A 17,306-nucleotide genomic window follows, 5' to 3' on the forward strand; every position below is an offset into this window, starting at 1 on the left:
GCTCGCGGCGCCCGGTCCTGATGCAGCGGGGGGCCGCCAGAGCGACTGTAGGTGGGTGGGGTGGACCACGTCCGTCGTGGGCACCTCTTCGTCATCGACGGCCCCCCGCGGCGGACGTCCTTAGCCCAGTCTGGGCGACTGTTGACAGGATTGTCAACGATTGAATAGCATCGGCATCGCAGCACCCGAACGTGGGTTTCTCACTCAATGAGGAGTACAGCATGAGATCCAACCGCATGATCAGCCGCGCAGGCGTGATAGGCATCTCCGCTCTGATAGTTCTCGGGGCGTGCTCCGAGGGCGGTTCGAAGCCAGCATCCGGAACCGCCAAGGAACCCACCCACATCACGGTCTCGGTCGCTCAGGCTCAGGACATTAACGGTCTGTTGTGGAACGTAGGGATTGAGCAGGGGTTCTTTGAGAAGCACGGTGTGATCGTCGACAAGGTGATTCCTGCCGAAGGTGGCGGGACCACGCTCCAGAACGTGATCGCGGGCAAGCTGCCGTTCGGTCAAGTTGCCACGGCTGCCGTGGTCAACGGCTACCGGGAAGGCCTGCCAGTAAAGATCATCGGGGGCGCCACTGAAGTGCCGTACGAGATCGGTTGGGGCGTCGCCGCGAACTCGCGTTTCAAAACTGTCGACGACCTCAAGAACACAACTTGGGGCTTCACCAACGCTGGTTCAGTGACAGAAGCAATGAGCTATCTGGTGCCTGAAGCTGCGAAGTTGGACACAAAGTCGATTAAGCGCGTCTCAACCGGGGGTGTTGGGGCAGGGATCGCCCTCCTGCAGTCGGGTGCCGTAGACGTGACATTTATCCCTCCGTTGACCGCCCTCGAACACAAAAAGGACGTCCGGGTCATCCTTCAAGCAAGTGAAGTGTTGCCCTCGTACGAACTCACAGTAATGGTGACGGCACGAGAATACGCGGAGAAGAATCCGGACGTCGCGAAGGGCATGCTGGCTGGCGCGCAGGATGCAATCGAGTGGATATACGCCAATCCAGATAAAGCTGGCGAGCGGTATGCGAAGATGGCCCAGGTTGATGTCGCCGCCGCAACCGAAATCATCAAGAAGTTTATCGAAGTCAAAGTGTATGGGTTGGCCTTCAACCCCGAAGCCTTCAAGGCCGTCGAAAAGGGCCTACAGGCCACTGACGGCATCGATTCCGTTGACTGGGGCGGCCTTCTCACCGACGCCTACCTGCCCGAAGGCCACAAAGGCACCATCCCCGGTAAGTAGGCAGAAGACCATTTCAGCGACTACGACAAGCGGTGGTCCCCCGGACCAGTTGATGGAGAAGAACACATGGGCGTAGCTGTTGAACTGCACGAGGTCGACAGGGTGTATGGCGAGGTGCTGGCCCTGGACCCAACTACACTGTCGCTCGCGCCGGGCACATTCACGACGCTAGTGGGGCCTAGCGGATGCGGCAAGTCGACCCTTCTCGATATCGTCGCTGGGCTCAACCAAGGTTACGGTGGCGAGGTTCTCGTAGGTGGCACGCCCTTGACTGGGCCAAGGGCCCACACCGGCGTCATCTTTCAGGAGGCTGCTCTGCTGCCTTGGCGCACCGTCATCGACAATGCCGCGTTCGCGCTGGAGGCGCAAAAGGTCCCCCGCCAAAAACGTCGGGAAGTGGCGTTTGAGGTACTCCGGCGGGTTGGCCTTTCTGAATTCGCTGAGAAGTATCCGCACCAACTTTCCGGTGGCATGCGACAACGCGTCGCGATCGCGCGAGTTCTCAGCACCGAACCTGACCTCATCCTCGCGGACGAACCCTTCGGTGCGCTTGACGAGCAAACTCGGGTCATACTTGGGCTCGAACTGCTCCGCGTGGTTCGGCAGACTGGTGCCACTGTCATCTTTGTCACACATAGCATCCAAGAAGCTGTGCTGCTCTCGGACCGCATTCTTGTTATGAGTGCGAGGCCCGGCCGAGTAGTGCTGGATGCGGACGTGCACCTCCCGGCTGAGCGGGACCCGTCCTTGCTGGCTGACCCCCACGCGACAGAGCTCGTTGAGAAGGTCTGGGGCCTATTGCGCGCAGAGGCTGAAGAGGCTTTGACGAGGCAGGGTGGTTCTGTATGAGCGCTGCGCATCGGAGTGCTAACCGAAGCGTGCAAAGGCCACGGCGGCTTGGCCTGACGCCCAGGGGCTGGATCGTTTCGCTGATCATTCTGGTTTTGGCCTATCTAGAATTCGCGCCGCGATTGGGTTGGATCGACTCCTTCTCCCTCCCGCCCTTCAGCGAGATCTTGGTACACGCCGGGAAGTTACTGGTAGACGGTCCATTCTGGGCGACGGACCTGTTCCCGACGTTGCTAGCGATGGGGCTCAGCTTTGTGATCGCTTCGTTGCTCGGAGTGATAATCGGACTCATTCTGTGGCGGTTCCCGCCGTTGCGCCGGGTCGTCGATCCCTGGCTGACCGTCTACTACGCCATCCCGATCTTCGCGGTGTACCCGATGATTGTGGTCCTTGCTGGTGTTGGACTCGTGCCGATTGTCTTCCTAGCGACTCTGCTTGCCATTGTGGCAGTCATCACCGCGACCATTGACGGTCTCGACTCAACACCGCCTATGGTGCTTAAACTTAGCGACTCGCTGCAATTGTCACCTATTGCCCGAACAGTTAAAATCCTTCTTCCCTCCGCGGTTGAGCAGATTAACGTGGGGCTCCGACTCGCTCTATCGTTTAGCATCATTGGTGTGCTCGCTAGCGAATTTATACTTTCGACGCACGGTCTAGGCCACTTTATATCCAACGCCAGTGAACACTTCAACATGGGCAACATGTACGGCGGCATTCTGCTGGTGCTCATATTTGCCTTCGGTCTGAACATGGCTTTCAGCGCGCTGTTGCGAAAAAGAACTCGAAGAATTCAAGGTTGAGTATGTTGGATGCCCAGATCCCTCCCGCCGTCCGCACGACAAACGGAAATGTCGCCACTCCCAAGCGGGGGTTCCCGAAGCCGTTGTCTTATGCCGTGAACCTGCTGCTACTGCCAACCGTATTGACCCTGATTTGGTGGGGTCTGGCCGGTATATTGCACAGCGCCGTCTTCCCAGGCCCTTGGGAATCCTTCCAAGGCTTGATTCAAGACTTCGGCCGCGAAGAGTATCGAGCGAGCATCGAGATCACACTAATCCTGCTCGTTGTCGGTCTAATAGCTGCTATTGCTCTCGGCGCCCTGGTAGGTTTCGCCCTAGGCATGTCGCAATTTTGGGCAGCTGTGTTCGCGACGCCTATTTCGGCATTTTACTCCATACCCTTGGTGACTCTCTACCCGATCTTCTTGATCTTCTTGGGAATTGGTTACGAAAGCCGAGTAGTATTCGCGTTCTTCCACAGTTTCTTCCCCATGGCACTGCTGGTCATGGTAGCCACTGCCTCAATCGACAAAAACTATCTGAAGCTCGCCGACGTACTTGTGCTGCCTTGGTATGTGAGGCTGCGCAAAATCCTCATTCCCGCGTTGCTGCCCGCGCTGGTGACAGCGATTCGCGTTTCATACGGGCTCACCCTTCTCGGTCTGTTGCTCGCGGGCATGATCTCGGCCACAAACGGGCTGGGCCATGAACTGGTGCTCAATATTGCCCAAGTCCGCCTGGACCACATCATGGGACAACTCCTGCTCATCATCATCATCGCCGTCATACCCGGTTTGCTGTTGCGCGCTCTGGAGACGCGCGTCACCAGCAAGTATCAGCCGGAGTAACGGGCGGATGTGAGGATCCATTGCACCGAGTCTTCCTAGACTCGCTGTTGTAGTTGCACCGTATCGGAAGTAGATTCGCATGAGCAGCCTCCCACTCACCTTTGCGTCCGTCAATTACGACCGATTCCGCGCCCTCGAAGATCACCGAGTGCTTCCGGAGGGCATCGACCTCAACTTCTTGTCGCTGCCCGTAGAGGAGACCTTCTTTCGTCAGCTTTCCTTCAGGGAGTTCGACATTTCCGAAATGAGCATGTCGTCTTATGTGCTCACCCTGAACAGGGAGAACCCTCCATTCGTTGCGCTTCCCGCCTTTCCGTCGCGATACTTCCGGCACCAGACAATGTTCGTAAACGACCGTGGTGGTATCTCGAACCCACAAGATCTCAAGGGCAAGCGCGTCGGCGTTCCTGAGTACCAGATCACAGCGGGCGTCTGGCAGCGTGGCATGCTGCGTGACGAATATGGGGTGCATCCGCGCGATATGGAGTTCTTCTCGGGTGGCGTGGAAGAGACTGGTCGGTCCGAAAAGATAGCGCTCGATCTGCCCGATGACGTCTCCGTGCAACCAATAGGCCCCGATCAAACGCTTTCAACCATGCTTTCGAACGGGGAACTCGATGCCTTATTCACCGCGCACGTTCCATCGTGCTTTTATACGGACGACCACGTGAAGAGGCTCTTCCCCAACTACAAGGAGGCCGAGAAGGCCTACTTTGCGAAGACAGGCATTTTCCCGATCATGCACCTAGTAGTCCTCAAGAGGGACGTTTACGAGAACCATCCGTGGATCGCCAAGTCATTGATGAAGGCGTTCGACCAGTCGCTGCAGTTGGCCAGGGATGACCTCATGTACCGGAGTTCGTTAAAGACTATGCTTCCATGGCTGGCCGATCACGTCGAAGAGACGGTCGAAACCATGGGTCGAGACTTCTGGACTTACGGCATCGAGACCAACCGGCACGTGCTCGAGACTTTTCTCGGTTACTCCTACGACCAAGGGCTCGCGAAAAAGCGCTGGCGACCCGAGGAGATTTTTGTCGAGAGTGCCAGTCGCTCGTTCAAGCTCTGATTGCCTCGGTGCCACGGTGAACGACGTCCAGAAGTTCGCTGGTGATTCGTGGTTCAACATGCCCATCATAATCTGCGGTGCATGTCAGCATTGCATTCTTCCCTGCCCATGTGGAATATTTCGAAGTGCCGGACCCTACCTGGCACTGGGGACCGGTTCTGGGGCGTCCCATTCTTCCAAGTAACTCACACTCAGGTTCACTAGGGGCAGCACTACGCTTATTGATGGATCAAGACCTAGACAGACGATGTGACATCTCCGGTGGGGCGACTTGCCGGGCGCCACACGAGGGTGGCCGCTGGCGTCTGGAGACCCACCGCCGGCCGCTGTGACGCGCTTCCAGCGAGCCTGTCGAGTTGTCTGTGTTAGTGAGCTGGTCCCGGTGGGTGTTACAGGTAGGTGTTGATGCGGTCGGGGTAGATCAGGGCCAGTTCTCCCAGGGCTGCTTTCCAGCCTTGAATGACGGAGCCTTCGACGAGCTTGCCGGGGGCCTTTCGGGGAGTGCCTCGAGGAGTGCCGGCCTCCTTCGCACGTTCACGAGCACGCTTGTCCTCGATGTTGCGGATCGCCAACCACAGCAGCTTGATCGCGGCCGCGTCGCTGGGGAAGTGGCCACGGTTTTTGATGATCTTGCGCAGCTGGAAGTTCAGCGACTCAATCGAGTTGGTGGTGTAGATGACCTTGCGCAGCGCGGGACCGAACGCCAGGAACGGGATGAACCGCTGCCACGCGTTGTTCCATGACGCCACGGCGGCGGGGTACTTTTGGCCCAGCTTCGAGTCGGCAAACGTGGCCAGCGCGATCGCTGCCGCGTCCTCGTTCGCAGCGGTATAGATCGGGCGCAGCATCGTGGCGACGGCCTTGCGGTCGGTGTAGGACACGAACCGCATCGAGGCGCGGATGAGGTGGACCACGCACGTTTGGACCATCGCCTGGCTCCAGGTCGCCTCGATGGCCTCAGGGAAGCCTGTGAGGCCGTCGCAGCAGACGATCAGCACGTCCTGGACGCCACGGTTGGCGAGCTCGGCACACACCGATGCCCAGAACTTCGCGCCCTCGCTGGCTTGGACCCAGATGCCCAGTACGTGCTTGACGCCGTCCATGTCCACGCCGACGGCGATGTGCGCGGCCCGGTTGGCCACGTGGGCGCCGTCGCGGATCTTGACCACCAGCGCGTCGAGGTAGATGACCGGGTAGAACGCTTCCAGCGGGCGGGTCTGCCACGCGATGACCTCGTCGGCCACGGCGTCAGTGACATTGCTGATCGTCTCGTGGGACAACTCCGTACCGAGCGTCGCAGCCAGATGGTGCTGAATATCGCGGATCGTCATCCCGCCCGCATACAGCGAGATGATCATGTCCTCGAGCCCGCCCAACCGTCGAGCACCCTTGGGCACCAACGCTGACCCAAACGTGGAATTACGATCCCGCGGCTGGTCCAAGCCGATGTCGCCGACCTCGGTCCCCACGGTCTTCGGGGTGGTGCCGTTGCGTGAATTGCCCGAGCCGTTCCCGCCCGGGTCGCCCTTCTCGTAGCCCAAGTGGTCGGTCAGCTCGGCCTGCATCCCGCGCTCGAGGACAGCCTTGATCATCTCGGGTAGGAACCCGCCCTCACCCGTCAGCGACAGGCCCCGCTCATCCGTCGCGGCCATCAGTTTGTCGAGCATGTCGTCGTCGAACAGCTCACGACGCAACCGACGAGCCTCAGGCTCCTCACGCTGCGCATCGTCCTTCGGCTTGGTCATAGCCATAGTCAATCTCCTTCAGGTAGGAGACCCCTCGCTTACACAGACCATCTGACACGCCCCTTCCAGCGGATCAACCAAGCACTAACGCGACGACCCCACCGGCCACGAACACGACTCCAAGGCCAGTCAAGACTCCCACCTGCTCGACGCGGCTGCGCATCAGCAGTCCGACCGGTAGGACGACCACTGGCACGGCTGCCGATACGACCACCGCCACGGCCACCGGGATGGTCGCCGTGGCCGCCACGAGACAGGTCTGGGCGCCGATGGTCAACACGCCGGACAGCACCCACAATGCCCGGCCCTGCGGGTCGGCGTTCCGGACGGCAGCAAGCACGGTCCCTCGATCGCCTGCGATGAGGCAATAGCCGACGAGTCCAACCGCAGCACCCACCAGGCTGCCCACCACCGGCTCGGGCCACTGCTGCATTCCCGCCCCCCGGGCCACGTTACCCAGCCCGTAGGCTGCGGCCCCGAGCAAGGCTAACCCCGTACCGGGCGCGACGACAGGTCCACGCGACGAGCGCCGGTCCCTCGGCTCGCGGGTCACCAGCAGGAGGCCGACTAGCACCGCCGCCCCGGCCAGCAGCGCCACCGGCGACAGTGACTGTCCCAGTAGCAGCCACCCGCCGAGAGCCGCGAAGACCGGGTTGGTGGTCTGCAGCGTGCTAGCTCGAGTCGGGCCGATGGTGGCGATCGAGTGGAAGAACGCACGCCGCCCCAGCAGTGACGTCATCAGGCCGCCGATGGCGAACAGCGCCAGCGCCTTTGGCTGAACGTGGCCGGGCGGCCGCAGCAGGACCCACTGGCCGGCCAGCAACAGCAGGGCGACCCCCACGTTGGTCGCCAGCGCGATCAGGAAACCCGTGGCCTGACCTAACCGAGGGGTTGCCGCCGAGATGACCAGCACGTTAGCGCTGAACAGCAGTAACGACGCGACCGCCAGAGCCTCCCCCACGTCAGGTCAGCGCCGCGGCAGCCGGCGAACCAGGTAGTCCCAGACTGCGCTCAGCGCGCGCTCGTTGTACACGTGCTCCCGTTTGGCTAGGGACTCCTCGGACGGCGACCAGGTCGGCCAGCCCCCTGCGGTCTGCGTGAGGATCTGCTGCCGGCATGCCTGCTCTAGCACGACCGCGACGACGGTCGCCTGCTGCACGGTCGGGCCGACGGCAACGATGCCGTGGTTGACCAGGAACACCCCCCGGGCCTCACCCAGCACGGCAGAGACTGAGCGGCCAAGCTCGTTGGTCAGCACGAGGTCGGCGGTGTCGGTAAAACGGGGCACCCCGGGCGGGACGAACAGGTTCGCGGCGTGGCTCACTGGCCTCAGGTCCTGACCGGTGGCAGCCAAGGCCACTGCGTGCGGCGGGTGGGTGTGCACCACACCGCCGATGTCGGGCCGCGCCGCCATCACCTCCGTGTGGATGGGGTATTCGCTGTGTCTCGTCCCTTCGCCTTCGAGCACCTCACCCTCGGGGCTGACCAAGTGCACGCGGTCGCGGTCGACCTCGTCCAATCCCCATTCGGCGGCCTTCAACCACACCCCGCGGCCGTGTGGGTCCCGAGCTGAGGAGTGTCCCCAAATTAGGTCACCCTGCCCGGCGGACGCCAGCACCCGGCAGGAGGTGGCTACGTCGACGCGCAATTGATCGGTCAGGCTGGTGGTGGTCATGGAGTGCTCTGTTCCCTTGGGGTGAAGGCCCCGCGACCGCGGAGGCCTAGAGTAGTAGCCGGTCGATCTCCTCGACGGCTGCGAAGAGGTGGCCGAGGATGTCCTTGCGCGCGCTCTCCGATAGCCGGCTCTGCGGCGCGGAGGCGGTCACCGCCAGGCGCGTCGTGCGACGGGCGGGTAGCGCGACCGCCACTGAGCTGACGCCTTCCTCGCTCTCTTCCTCGCTGCTGGCAAAGCCCTGAGCGCGGACCCCTTCGAGCACGTCCAACAGCTGAGTGCGGGTGCTCACCGAACGGGGTGTTAACTGCCGCAGTTCCTCGTGCGGGTAGAGCGTCAGCAACTGGGCGTCGGTCAGGGTGGCGAGCATCGCCTTGCCGTTCGATGTGCAGTGCGCTGGCATAGAGCGGCCTAAGCGGCTGCCTACCCGGAGGGCTCGAGAGCTCTCGATGGAGTCGATGAAGTGCACGTCGCTGGCCTCGAGCCGGCCTAGGTGGACGGTCTCCTGCACCTCTACGTTTAGTTTCTCCAACACCGGCCGGGCCAAGGTCCGGACGTCGAGCTGGCGCAGCACCCCGAAGGCCAGCCCGTTCAGTGTTGGTCCAGGCAAGTACGTGCGAGTGGGGACGTCCTGTCGGACGAAACCGCGGTACTGCAGCATCGCCAGCAGCCGGTGTGCGGTCGAGGAAGCCACTCCAAGGTACTGGCTGACGTCGGTCAGCCGCAGCATGGGGCGCTCGCCCAACAACAACAAAATGCGAAGCGCGTTGTCCACCGACTCGATCGGGTAACGGGGGGGCGCACCGTATTCGGTCGCGGGCTGGAACTCGGCACCATCCATGCGCTGAGCCTACGGCGCGCTGACTGCCTCGCACGAACATCACCTGAGCCTGGCCAGTTCATGCCGCCAAGCGGTCTCGTGGTTGAACGCACCGCCCAGATCGGGGAGTTCGGCCATGTCCTCTGCGGGCAGATCCTTCAGGACACCGCCAGCGGAAACAACGGCCAGGGACAATTGGGCGATCTGGTCGACTGCGATCGCGTTGAGCACAGCGTCCCGGACGCCCGTGCCAGCGCTGGTGAGGCCGTGACCGCGCAGAATCACAACTGGGCGCCCGGCCATCGCCGTCACCATCTCCGCCGCGAGCTTCTGGTTGCGCACCAGAACGCCGCGTCCATAAACCGGCACCCCACCGGCCGCAAGTCTGGCACCCGGGATGTCGTACGCGCCGATGATCGGCCTAACACCGAGCCCCGCCAGGTCGGCGGCGACCACGGCCGGCGGGTGTGCGTGCACCACGGCGCCGACGTCTGGGCGGGTGCGGAGCACTTCGCTGTGCAGCGGCAGTTCGTTAGGGGCTGTCCAACCGTCGAGTTCACCCTCGGCCCCCGGCGCACCGTCGAAGTCGACGAGGCGGACGTCGTCCGGCGTTGTCCAAGCCAAGCCACGCTCAAGAGGTCCACGGCAGCGGATGAGCAGCCGCTCGGAGTCGACGCGCAAGCTTACGTGACCGAGGTAGCCAGGGGCGAGTCCGCGCGCCGCGAGGATCCGGCAGGCTGCGGCAATCAGTTGCCGCTCGTCGTCCAAAGTCATCGCGTCCCCGCCGAGGGGAGTGCCCCGAGCTGCGCCATCGCCTCGTCGAACGTCTCGCCGGTGCTCATCAATCGCCGGCCCACGACCAGTGCCTTCGGCCAGTTGACCGTGACCACCCCCCTGAGCTGGCCGCTGTCGTCGCTGTACACGGCAGCTCCCCGAGCGGAGGCGCCGTCCCAAGAACCGATCAGTTCGTGCCTGGTGGACATGGCCGGGCGGCCGACGATCTGCACCTTCCAGTCGTACTGGTCGCTCCACACGTACTCGACGGGGGCGTGTGCGCGCAGGTCGTCCGGATGGGCGATGTTGTGCGCCGCGACAACCGCGGTCTCGACCGCGTTGGTCCAGTGCTCGACCCTGACGTGCTGGTCGAGGCCCGGGCGGAACCAGCGGGCTAGATCCCCGATCGCGTAGACGTCCGGCGCGTCGACCGAGCGGCAGTACTCGTCGCACGTGACGCCGTTCTCCACCAGGAGCCCGGAACCAATCAGCCAGCCGTCGTTGGGCCTGGCGCCAATCCCAACGACCACCGTGCCGGCGGAAAGCTCAGCGCCGTCCGAAAGTGCCACGATCAGATTTCCTGCAGTTCCGGAGACCGACGTGACGCCGACGCCGAACCGGGTCCGCACCCCGTGCCGGTGGTGCAGCGAGGTGAAGTATTCCCCCACGCTCGTGCCCACGACTCGCCCGATCGGTGTCCGTAACGGGTCCACTACCGTCACTTTGCGGCCCAGTGCACTCGCTGTGGCGGCCACCTCTGCGCCGATAAAGCCCCCGCCGACCACCACCACCTGTGCGTCAGCATCAAGGTCGGCTCGCAGCGCCCTGGCATCCGATAGCGTGCGAATGACGTGAACGCCGGAAATCGCAGGCCACGGCGAGGGACGCGCGGCGGCGCCCGTGGCCAAGACAACGGCGTCCCAGTCGAGCGCCAACCCGTCGGCGAGGTACACCCGGCGCCCGGCGACGTCCAATCGCTGGGCAGCCACCCCCAACCGGAGTTCGACGTCCAACTCAACTGCACGCTCGGCGGTCAGCAGGCTCACCCTATCGGTGTCCCAATCGCCTGCGAGGAACTGCTTGGACAGTGGGGGCTTGTCATAGGGGAGTTCGGACTCCTCCCCGACTAGGACGACCCGGCCTGGGAAGCCCTCCGAACGCAAGGCCTGTGCACAGCGCACGCCAGCGACGGAGGACCCGACGATCACCACCACTTTCGAAGATGCCACGTCAGTCCAAAACCGTCAGGGCGTTGACCGGGCAACTCCGTGCGGCCTCCTCGACCCGACCCCGGTCGGGCTCGGCGATCTCTACCTTGAGGAGCACCACCTTGCCGTCGTCGTCGATGTCGTAGACATCGGGCGCGCCAGTGATGCAGTTGCCGTATCCCTGACAGACCTCGACGTCGGCGAGCAAGCGGGGCATGGGGAATCCTTTCGATGTAGTGGGTCAGGAACGCTTCTTCGGGGCGGCGCTGACGCCTATCCCGCCGTCGGGGTGCACGACCCCGCCAGTGATGCCACGAGCGCGGTCGGACGCTAGGAAGACGTAACTCCAAGCGTGGTCCTCCCCGGACAGCGCCACCTTTAGCGGCACTCGGGAAGCCAGTTCCGCGGCCCGGCCGGGCGTGTCGCCTAGGCTGCGATCGGCTGCGCCTAGGCTCGACAAACCGCGGAGGTCGGTGCCCAGCGTGCCGCCCGGGGCGACACCATTAACCCTTACCTCGGGTGCCAGGTCGTGGGCAAGCGCGGTCACCAAGCCGCGCACAGCGAACTTGGAAGACAGGTAGAGCACGCCTCCCCGGCCCGGGTAGTAGGACGACGTAGATTCGGTGAGCAGTATGGTGCCGTGGCCGGAAGCCTGGAGGTGCGGCAGCGCGGCCTTCACAGACTGCAGATGAGACAGCACGTTGGTTCGAAAGATTTCCTCGAACGCTGTAGTCAACTGATCTGGGTCCAGATCGGTGATGCTGCGGTAAAAATCGAAGACCCCGACGCAGTTGACCAAGACATCCAGCCCCCCAAAGGCTTGCACCGCTGCGGCCACGGCCTCGTCGTTGGCCTGCTGCTTCGTGGCGTCGCCGACCGTGACGGGCACCTGAGGCAGCGAGTCACGCAGCGCCTGGCTTTTCCCGGCGTCCCGTTCGAGCACCGCGACTTGGGCGCCCTGGGCCAGGAAGACGTCTACGATAGCTCGACCGATACCGGAGCCAGCGCCGACCACAAGCGCGCGTCGGCCCTCCAGCCAACCCTCCCCAGTCACTGACGCCGACCCTTGGGGACGTCCAGTTCGCCAGCCTCGCCCATCGAGCCGTCGGAGATGACCCCACCCGTTTCCTCGGGAAAAAGCGGCCCAAAGGGGTTGCCGATCATCGCGGAGAACGTGGCTGTGGTCTGCCACGTGAGCGCCTCGAGCTCAAGCGAGTCCAGCGCCACCCACTGTCCGGATTTTGGTGACTCGATGAGAAGCCGGCTGCCGTTGCGAGTGTCCACGCGGCGGACTCGCGCCTCGGCGAACTCGTTGGCGATGGAGATCACCTCGCCCAGCGCGTCCTGCAGGAGCGACGCGTGCTCCGCCGCCGCGCGACGGGCAGCGGCTGCGTCGACGTCCTCTCCTTCCCAGCTCAGGCTCACAGGAAGATCGCCAGGTTCTGCATCCGTATGACGGAGTCGTCGACCATGATCACCCGGCGGGCTAGGTACCAGTGACTGTCCACGCGGCGCAGGAGATCCTCTCTCCCGGCGGAAACGAAGGAGCCTGCGCGAACGTCGCCCCGGCTGCGGAATAGCAGGGTGGCGGATTCCACAATCAGGTGGTCCTCCTGCTCGGTGGCGAAGGTCCGCACGTTAGTGAGGTGGTGTCGGAGCCGGGAGGGCGGGTCCTCAGTCCAAGCGTGCTCCGTGAGGAAACGGGCTACCCGGCGGGAGAGCGAGTACTTGTTCTCATCGAAGTGCGCCATCCCAGGCGAGGTGTCGAATCCTGCCCCGAGCGCTGTAGTGACCCGCACAGGCATGAGGTAGTGCACGTCGTCGGTCATGAGGTCGAGCCACTCACCGTAAGCCTGCGCATCGAGTAGCCACGCTTCGTTTACCAACCAGTGGTGCGCTTGGAGGTGGAGCGGGTCGTTGAAGGGCAGACTCCGCCCGACTCTCTGCACGCGCGAGGCTTGCTTCCCCAGCACCGATCGTTCACTTAGCGTCTCCGCCGACTCTCCGATCGATTGGGACGTGGGGCCCGCCTGCGGACCAGTGATAGCTGCGGTGCCCGGATTCACGGGGGTGTGTCCGCCGGAGCTCATGACTCAGCCACCGCTTCGGAAGCACCTGCCGCCAGGATTGCCCCACTGGCCTGTGGCGTCGCCCCGGCGGCCGAGTGCTGCGCACCCGGGTCTGAACCACCGACCTCTAGGGTAGAAGCTGTGGCTGGGGCCTTTTCCAAGTCGTCGGCCCACCGGTTTAGCAGCGCCCGCTGGTTGTGCTCGGAGTACCCGGTGCGTGCCGAGCCAGGACCGTGGAACTGTTCTTGGGTCAACTCGGGGCTCACTTCCGAGCCGTTCTTCAGAATGCCCATACGGCTGTTGAGCAGTAAACGGCGGGCCATGGAGCCCGCGGCAGTGTTGGTCAGCGACACCCAGTTCTCCACGTCGTCCTGTTCGAACATGCCGGTCGAGCCGAAGCACATCAGGTAGGCCTTGTAACTCAGCGCCTTGAACTCCTCTGAGGCCTCTGCGTCCACGGCGAACCAGGACAGCACCTCGGTCTCGTCCTCGCTGATTGGCTGCCACTGCCGAATAGAAATGAAGGGCAGCACGTCATCGGACTCGCCAACCCGAGGCCAGTTGTGCACGAACGACAAGTTCGGGTAGACGGTCGCAGCACTGATCATGAAGCCGTCTTCGCCGATAACCTTCAGCTGGTCTTCGGATAACTGCTCCTTCATCCGGTCCACCATCTCCTGGGGGTAGCCCACGTAGCGCAGGCGCTGGTCCAGGTCGCCGTCAGGCAGCTTATAGGTGGTCCCGCCACCAGCACCGGCCCAGTAGGTGGCCCCCGATTTACGCTTCTCGGCCTTCGGTTCACGGAAAAGGCCGATCTCGACCACCGAGGTGTGTGTCTGCGGCGTGTGATACATGTCGCCGGCGAAGTTTTCGGCGCCGATCTTCCAGTTCGCCTTGATCCGCCATCGCTGCGGACCGCGTAGCTCGATGCCGCTGGAGCTCTGCTTAGTGTAAAAGTCCAGGTAAAACTTGAAGTCCCCGAGAAAGTCCTCGAGCCGCGGAGCGTCAGGATCCATCGACAGGAAGATCATGCCGTTGTAGCTCGCCAAGTTCGGCGCGGGGAGTAGACGCTGACCCTTGCGCTCAAAGCCCGCTTCGCCGCCGTAGGCATCTTGGTGGAAAGGTAGCCCGACGATACGACCATCATTACGGTACGACCAGCCGTGGTAGGGACAGCGGAAGTGGCTTGCGTTGCCCATCTCCGCCCGACACACCTGCATGCCGCGGTGCAAGCACATGTTGAAATGCGCTCGGATGACGCCCTGCTCGTCGCGGGTGACGATGAAGGAGTCCTGCAGCACCCGGCGAACGACGTAGTCGCCGGGCTTAGCGATCTCGGACTCGTGCGCCACGAAAACCCAGGCCCGGGAGAAGACCCGATCCTTTTCGAGTTCGAAGATCCCCCGGTCGTTGTACACGTGCGCGGGAATCATGCCGCGTCGGACATCGGCGAGGAGGCCGGTCTGGTCTGTCATCGGTTGAACCCCTAAGGTGACGGTCGTTCTGCCAGGAAGAGTATCTCTCTGACAAGTAGAGCGCCCCATGAGGGGGTACGTCAAGCATTCGTGGGGGTCTTCGTGGCACCGCTGGGGTATCACGACAGGAGGACGCCTCATCCTCGTCGCTGGGCGGGGACTTCGTCGACGGACTCCTCACGAACTGCCTCCGGCCCAGCCTTCGGATGTCGACAGTCAGGCCATTCCGTGCGTCCGGCTGACCCTTTCAAAGGGGATAGTTGGTTGCTATTGCTCGGCAGTCTCAGCCACCGTCGTAGAATCCGAGACCGCAAGCGGCCGGAACCCGTCAGCCGTGGATCGACAGAGTGCGCCCCGAGATTGGTAGCACCTACCGACGGGAGGAGTTCGTGCAAGACAGGATCGCCCTCACCACCGAGCGACTGGTGATGCGGCCGCTCACCCCTAGTTACCTGCCCGACATGCTGGACCTCTACTCGGACCCACAAGTGACCCGCTTCCTGCTGCCTATGGATAAAGCCGGCCACCAGCGCCGGCTCGAAGAGGCCGAGACCATGTGGGAGACTCGCGGTTACGGGCGGGTGGGCATCCACGACCGGGCCAGCGACAGGTTCCTAGGGCGGGGCGGCCTGCACTACTGGCCGCAGTTCGACGAGGTTGAGGTGGGGTGGGTGCTGCGCACCGACGCGCAGGGTTGCGGCTTAGCCACTGAAGCTGGTCGCGCCTGGCTGCATTGGGGACTCGCCCGGCTCGACGTCCCGTACCTAACCGCTTGCGTCGCGCCCGAGAATCACGCCTCGGTCTCCGTGGCGCAGAGACTGGGCATGTCCACCCTGCGTACCGACGCGTTGCACGACCGGCAGGTACTCGTCTTCGCGCTGCATCGAGGCATCACGGACGCCAACTGAGCCCTTCCAGCGTACACGGCCACCCATCCCAAGCCCGATGGTCCGTCTTCGTGACCGCGAACTTCGACGTGAGCTTCCAAGACCCATCGAGCTGCCCGTAGTGCTTGACAGGCAGCGCTGAGGTCGCCTAGACATTCGGCAGAAGACGGTTCTGCTGCAGACAGTGCCGTCTCACTTCTGCCGACAGGACGGCCCGCCCATGGACAATCAACTTTTCCCGTACAGCCCGATCTATGAGCGCCTACCCCTCATCTGGCCTGGGGGTGCGCGAGTCGCTTTCTACCTCGGCCTCAACATCGAGCACTACCAGATTGACAAGCCGTCCACCAGCATTTTCGGGGGAACCGCGGGCCTCGTTCCTGACCCTCTCAACTACGGCTGGCGCGACTACGGGGCGCGGGTGGGGATCTGGCGGCTGATCGAAAGCCTAGACAGGCACGGAGTTCCGGCGAGCGTGCTGCTCAACGCCGACGTGTGCAGCCGTTACCCGCAGATCATGCAGGCGGGGCTGGAGCGCAACTGGGCCTGGCTGGCGCACGGCCGCGACAACTCGACTTTCGAGGCCGGAATGAGCCGCGACGAGGAGCGCGCCTACCTGACGGATGTAGTGACGACGATCGAGGCGGCGACGGGCCGCCGCCCCCAAGGCTGGCTGGGACCGGCGCTGACCGAGACGTTTGAGACACCGTCACTGCTGGCGGAGCTGGGCCTCGGATACACACTGGACTGGACCAACGATGACCAGCCTTATGAACTGGCTGTTCCGGGCATGCTAAGCGTGCCGTATTCCATCGAGATGAACGACGTCACCCTGTTTGTCAGCAAGAGCTACACCGGTCCGGAATTTCTCCAGGCCGTAAAGGACCAACTCGATCAACTGTACGCGGATGCCGCCGAGAGCGGCCGAGTGATGGCGCTATGCATCCACCCGTTCAGCGTGAACCAGCCCTTCCGGCACAAGTATCTCGATCAGGCGCTCGAATACATCGCCGGGCACGAAGGGGTTTGGCTGGCGACAAGCGATGAGATCGCCGACGCCTATCGCGCCCAACGTGCCGCAGACGATCGACCGACGCCGGCACAGGGTAGGGGGGAGGAGTCCCGATGAGCGAAGGTTCCGCAAGTTTGGTGCTGGCAGAGTACGCGCGGCTGCGCCAAGAATTCCGAGACAAGGGGTTCGGCAGTCGGGTCGGGTTTGGCCAGCGGCCAGCCTTGCTCGCGGTCGACTTCATCACCGGTTTCACTGATCTGCGCTCGCCCCTCGCTGGGGCACTGGACAGCCAACTCGCGGCCACCAACCGGTTGCTGGAGCCGGCCCGGGCGGCAGGGATTCCGGTCATCTTCTCGACGGTCGCGTACGACGCGGAGTTGCAGGAGGCCGGCGTCTGGATTCGGAAGATCCCGGCCAACGGTTGGCTGGTCGAGGGCAGCGAGTGGGTAGAGGTCGACAAGCGCCTTGGGCAGCGAGCAAACGAGACGACCCTGATAAAGAAGTACGCCTCGTGCTTCTTCGGTACGGACCTCGCCGCCCGGCTGGTCACCCGTAAGGTTGACACGCTGATCATCGCCGGGTGCACAACTAGCGGGTGTGTCCGAGCCACGGCGGTCGACTCCTGCTCCTACGGCTTCAATACCATCGTCGTCGAGGAGGCAGTCGGTGACCGTGCGGCTCTGCCGCACGCCGCGAGCCTCTTCGACATCGATGCCAAATACGGGGACGTAGTCACGTTGGCGGAGGCAGTGGCGTATCTCTCGGGCCTAGGAGACTGCTGATCAACTGGCGGTCCGGGGCGTCAGTTTGAGCAGCGGGACGGGCAGGACCTCTCCAATGCGCAGTGGTTGA

General features: G+C 63.2%; 19 protein-coding genes. 8 read left to right on the forward strand and 11 right to left on the reverse strand.

The features are described from left to right. The first annotated feature begins 221 nt into the window (after positions 1-221). The 5 genes from ASG74_RS15010 (at position 222) to ASG74_RS15030 (ending at position 4,792) form a co-directional block, all read left to right on the forward strand. Positions 222-1,244: an ABC transporter substrate-binding protein gene (locus tag ASG74_RS15010; RefSeq protein ID WP_082569812.1), complete on the forward strand. Its 1,023-nt coding sequence runs from the start codon at positions 222-224 to the stop codon at positions 1,242-1,244. A 66-nt stretch (positions 1,245-1,310) separates the two neighbouring features. Beyond that, positions 1,311-2,093: an ABC transporter ATP-binding protein gene (locus ASG74_RS17015; protein WP_082569813.1), complete on the forward strand. Its 783-nt coding sequence runs from the start codon at positions 1,311-1,313 to the stop codon at positions 2,091-2,093. Continuing rightward, positions 2,090-2,896, forward strand: coding sequence for an ABC transporter permease (locus tag ASG74_RS15020; RefSeq protein ID WP_082569814.1), 807 nt, complete (start codon positions 2,090-2,092; stop codon positions 2,894-2,896). Before ASG74_RS17015 ends, ASG74_RS15020 begins: the two co-directional genes overlap by 4 nt. Positions 2,897-2,898: 2 nt before the next feature. Continuing rightward, a complete protein-coding gene (locus ASG74_RS15025; protein ID WP_056145449.1) occupies positions 2,899-3,723 on the forward strand; it encodes an ABC transporter permease in 825 nt (274 codons plus the stop codon). Positions 3,724-3,802: 79 nt separating this feature from the next. Continuing rightward, entirely contained in the window at positions 3,803-4,792 is a 990-nt protein-coding gene (locus tag ASG74_RS15030) for a hypothetical protein (RefSeq protein ID WP_056145452.1), read from the forward strand. A 389-nt stretch (positions 4,793-5,181) separates the two neighbouring features. Here the strand turns inward: ASG74_RS15030 and ASG74_RS15035 are convergent, their stop codons facing one another. The 11 genes from ASG74_RS15035 to ASG74_RS15085 all read right to left on the reverse strand — a co-directional run bounded on the left by ASG74_RS15035 (position 5,182) and on the right by ASG74_RS15085 (position 14,555). Further along, positions 5,182-6,537 (reverse strand): IS256 family transposase, encoded by a 1,356-nt coding sequence (locus tag ASG74_RS15035; protein WP_442910091.1) that lies wholly within the window; start codon positions 6,535-6,537, stop codon positions 5,182-5,184. Positions 6,538-6,610: 73 nt separating this feature from the next. After that, positions 6,611-7,498, reverse strand: coding sequence for a DMT family transporter (locus tag ASG74_RS15040; RefSeq protein WP_056145455.1), 888 nt, complete (start codon positions 7,496-7,498; stop codon positions 6,611-6,613). 6 nt (positions 7,499-7,504) lie between these two features. Further along, complete coding sequence (locus tag ASG74_RS15045; protein WP_056145459.1) at positions 7,505-8,212, reverse strand: class II aldolase/adducin family protein; 708 nt, start codon at positions 8,210-8,212, stop codon at positions 7,505-7,507. Positions 8,213-8,258: 46 nt separating this feature from the next. Continuing rightward, positions 8,259-9,050 carry an IclR family transcriptional regulator gene (locus ASG74_RS15050; RefSeq protein WP_056145462.1) on the reverse strand — a complete coding sequence of 264 codons (792 nt, stop codon included), beginning with the start codon at positions 9,048-9,050 and terminating at the stop codon, positions 8,259-8,261. A gap of 39 nt (positions 9,051-9,089) precedes the next feature. Further along, positions 9,090-9,803, reverse strand: coding sequence for a class II aldolase/adducin family protein (locus ASG74_RS15055; RefSeq protein ID WP_056145465.1), 714 nt, complete (start codon positions 9,801-9,803; stop codon positions 9,090-9,092). Beyond that, a complete protein-coding gene (locus ASG74_RS15060; protein WP_056145469.1) occupies positions 9,800-11,032 on the reverse strand; it encodes an NAD(P)/FAD-dependent oxidoreductase in 1,233 nt (410 codons plus the stop codon). The genes ASG74_RS15055 and ASG74_RS15060 overlap by 4 nt, the downstream gene beginning before the upstream one ends. Before the next feature lies 1 nt (position 11,033). Beyond that, entirely contained in the window at positions 11,034-11,228 is a 195-nt protein-coding gene (locus tag ASG74_RS15065) for a ferredoxin (protein WP_056145472.1), read from the reverse strand. Between the two features lie 24 nt (positions 11,229-11,252). Beyond that, positions 11,253-12,065: a 3-(cis-5,6-dihydroxycyclohexa-1,3-dien-1-yl)propanoate dehydrogenase gene (gene hcaB, locus ASG74_RS15070; protein ID WP_056145476.1), complete on the reverse strand. Its 813-nt coding sequence runs from the start codon at positions 12,063-12,065 to the stop codon at positions 11,253-11,255. Next, positions 12,062-12,436 (reverse strand): hypothetical protein, encoded by a 375-nt coding sequence (locus ASG74_RS15075; RefSeq protein WP_235499029.1) that lies wholly within the window; start codon positions 12,434-12,436, stop codon positions 12,062-12,064. Before ASG74_RS15075 ends, hcaB begins: the two co-directional genes overlap by 4 nt. After that, positions 12,433-13,101, reverse strand: a complete 669-nt coding sequence (locus ASG74_RS15080) for a 3-phenylpropionate/cinnamic acid dioxygenase subunit beta (protein ID WP_082569815.1) — start codon at positions 13,099-13,101, stop codon at positions 12,433-12,435. The genes ASG74_RS15075 and ASG74_RS15080 overlap by 4 nt, the downstream gene beginning before the upstream one ends. Next, positions 13,098-14,555 carry a Rieske 2Fe-2S domain-containing protein gene (locus tag ASG74_RS15085; RefSeq protein WP_056145479.1) on the reverse strand — a complete coding sequence of 486 codons (1,458 nt, stop codon included), beginning with the start codon at positions 14,553-14,555 and terminating at the stop codon, positions 13,098-13,100. The genes ASG74_RS15080 and ASG74_RS15085 overlap by 4 nt, the downstream gene beginning before the upstream one ends. Positions 14,556-14,944: 389 nt before the next feature. Here ASG74_RS15085 and ASG74_RS15090 point away from each other — a divergent pair, with 389 nt between their 5' ends. The 3 genes from ASG74_RS15090 (at position 14,945) to ASG74_RS15100 (ending at position 17,236) form a co-directional block, all read left to right on the forward strand. Then, a complete protein-coding gene (locus ASG74_RS15090) occupies positions 14,945-15,463 on the forward strand; it encodes a GNAT family N-acetyltransferase (RefSeq protein ID WP_156465434.1) in 519 nt (172 codons plus the stop codon). 199 nt (positions 15,464-15,662) lie between these two features. After that, positions 15,663-16,571, forward strand: coding sequence for a polysaccharide deacetylase family protein (locus ASG74_RS15095; RefSeq protein WP_056145485.1), 909 nt, complete (start codon positions 15,663-15,665; stop codon positions 16,569-16,571). Beyond that, the gene (locus ASG74_RS15100; protein ID WP_056145488.1) at positions 16,568-17,236 is read left to right on the forward strand and encodes an N-carbamoylsarcosine amidohydrolase; all 669 of its coding nucleotides are present in this window, start codon (positions 16,568-16,570) and stop codon (positions 17,234-17,236) included. The genes ASG74_RS15095 and ASG74_RS15100 overlap by 4 nt, the downstream gene beginning before the upstream one ends. Positions 17,237-17,306: the final 70 nt, after the last annotated feature.

This window comes from Knoellia sp. Soil729, assembly GCF_001427985.1.
Classification (GTDB): domain Bacteria; phylum Actinomycetota; class Actinomycetes; order Actinomycetales; family Dermatophilaceae; genus Knoellia.

Bases quoted from the DNA above. Each gene is read 5' to 3' on its own strand.
- ASG74_RS15065 (WP_056145472.1), bottom strand. From the start codon at position 11,228: ATGCCCCGCTTGCTCGCCGACGTCGAGGTCTGTCAGGGATACGGCAAC.
- ASG74_RS15010 (WP_082569812.1), top strand. From the start codon at position 222: ATGAGATCCAACCGCATGATCAGCCGCGCAGGCGTGATAGGCATCTCC.
- ASG74_RS15030 (WP_056145452.1), top strand. From the start codon at position 3,803: ATGAGCAGCCTCCCACTCACCTTTGCGTCCGTCAATTACGACCGATTC.
- ASG74_RS15095 (WP_056145485.1), top strand. From the start codon at position 15,663: ATGGACAATCAACTTTTCCCGTACAGCCCGATCTATGAGCGCCTACCC.
- ASG74_RS15050 (WP_056145462.1), bottom strand. From the start codon at position 9,050: ATGGATGGTGCCGAGTTCCAGCCCGCGACCGAATACGGTGCGCCCCCC.
- ASG74_RS15035 (WP_442910091.1), bottom strand. From the start codon at position 6,537: ATGACCAAGCCGAAGGACGATGCGCAGCGTGAGGAGCCTGAGGCTCGT.
- ASG74_RS15085 (WP_056145479.1), bottom strand. From the start codon at position 14,555: ATGACAGACCAGACCGGCCTCCTCGCCGATGTCCGACGCGGCATGATT.
- ASG74_RS15045 (WP_056145459.1), bottom strand. From the start codon at position 8,212: ATGACCACCACCAGCCTGACCGATCAATTGCGCGTCGACGTAGCCACC.
- ASG74_RS15100 (WP_056145488.1), top strand. From the start codon at position 16,568: ATGAGCGAAGGTTCCGCAAGTTTGGTGCTGGCAGAGTACGCGCGGCTG.
- ASG74_RS17015 (WP_082569813.1), top strand. From the start codon at position 1,311: ATGGGCGTAGCTGTTGAACTGCACGAGGTCGACAGGGTGTATGGCGAG.
- ASG74_RS15080 (WP_082569815.1), bottom strand. From the start codon at position 13,101: ATGAGCTCCGGCGGACACACCCCCGTGAATCCGGGCACCGCAGCTATC.
- ASG74_RS15020 (WP_082569814.1), top strand. From the start codon at position 2,090: ATGAGCGCTGCGCATCGGAGTGCTAACCGAAGCGTGCAAAGGCCACGG.
- ASG74_RS15025 (WP_056145449.1), top strand. From the start codon at position 2,899: ATGTTGGATGCCCAGATCCCTCCCGCCGTCCGCACGACAAACGGAAAT.
- ASG74_RS15055 (WP_056145465.1), bottom strand. From the start codon at position 9,803: ATGACTTTGGACGACGAGCGGCAACTGATTGCCGCAGCCTGCCGGATC.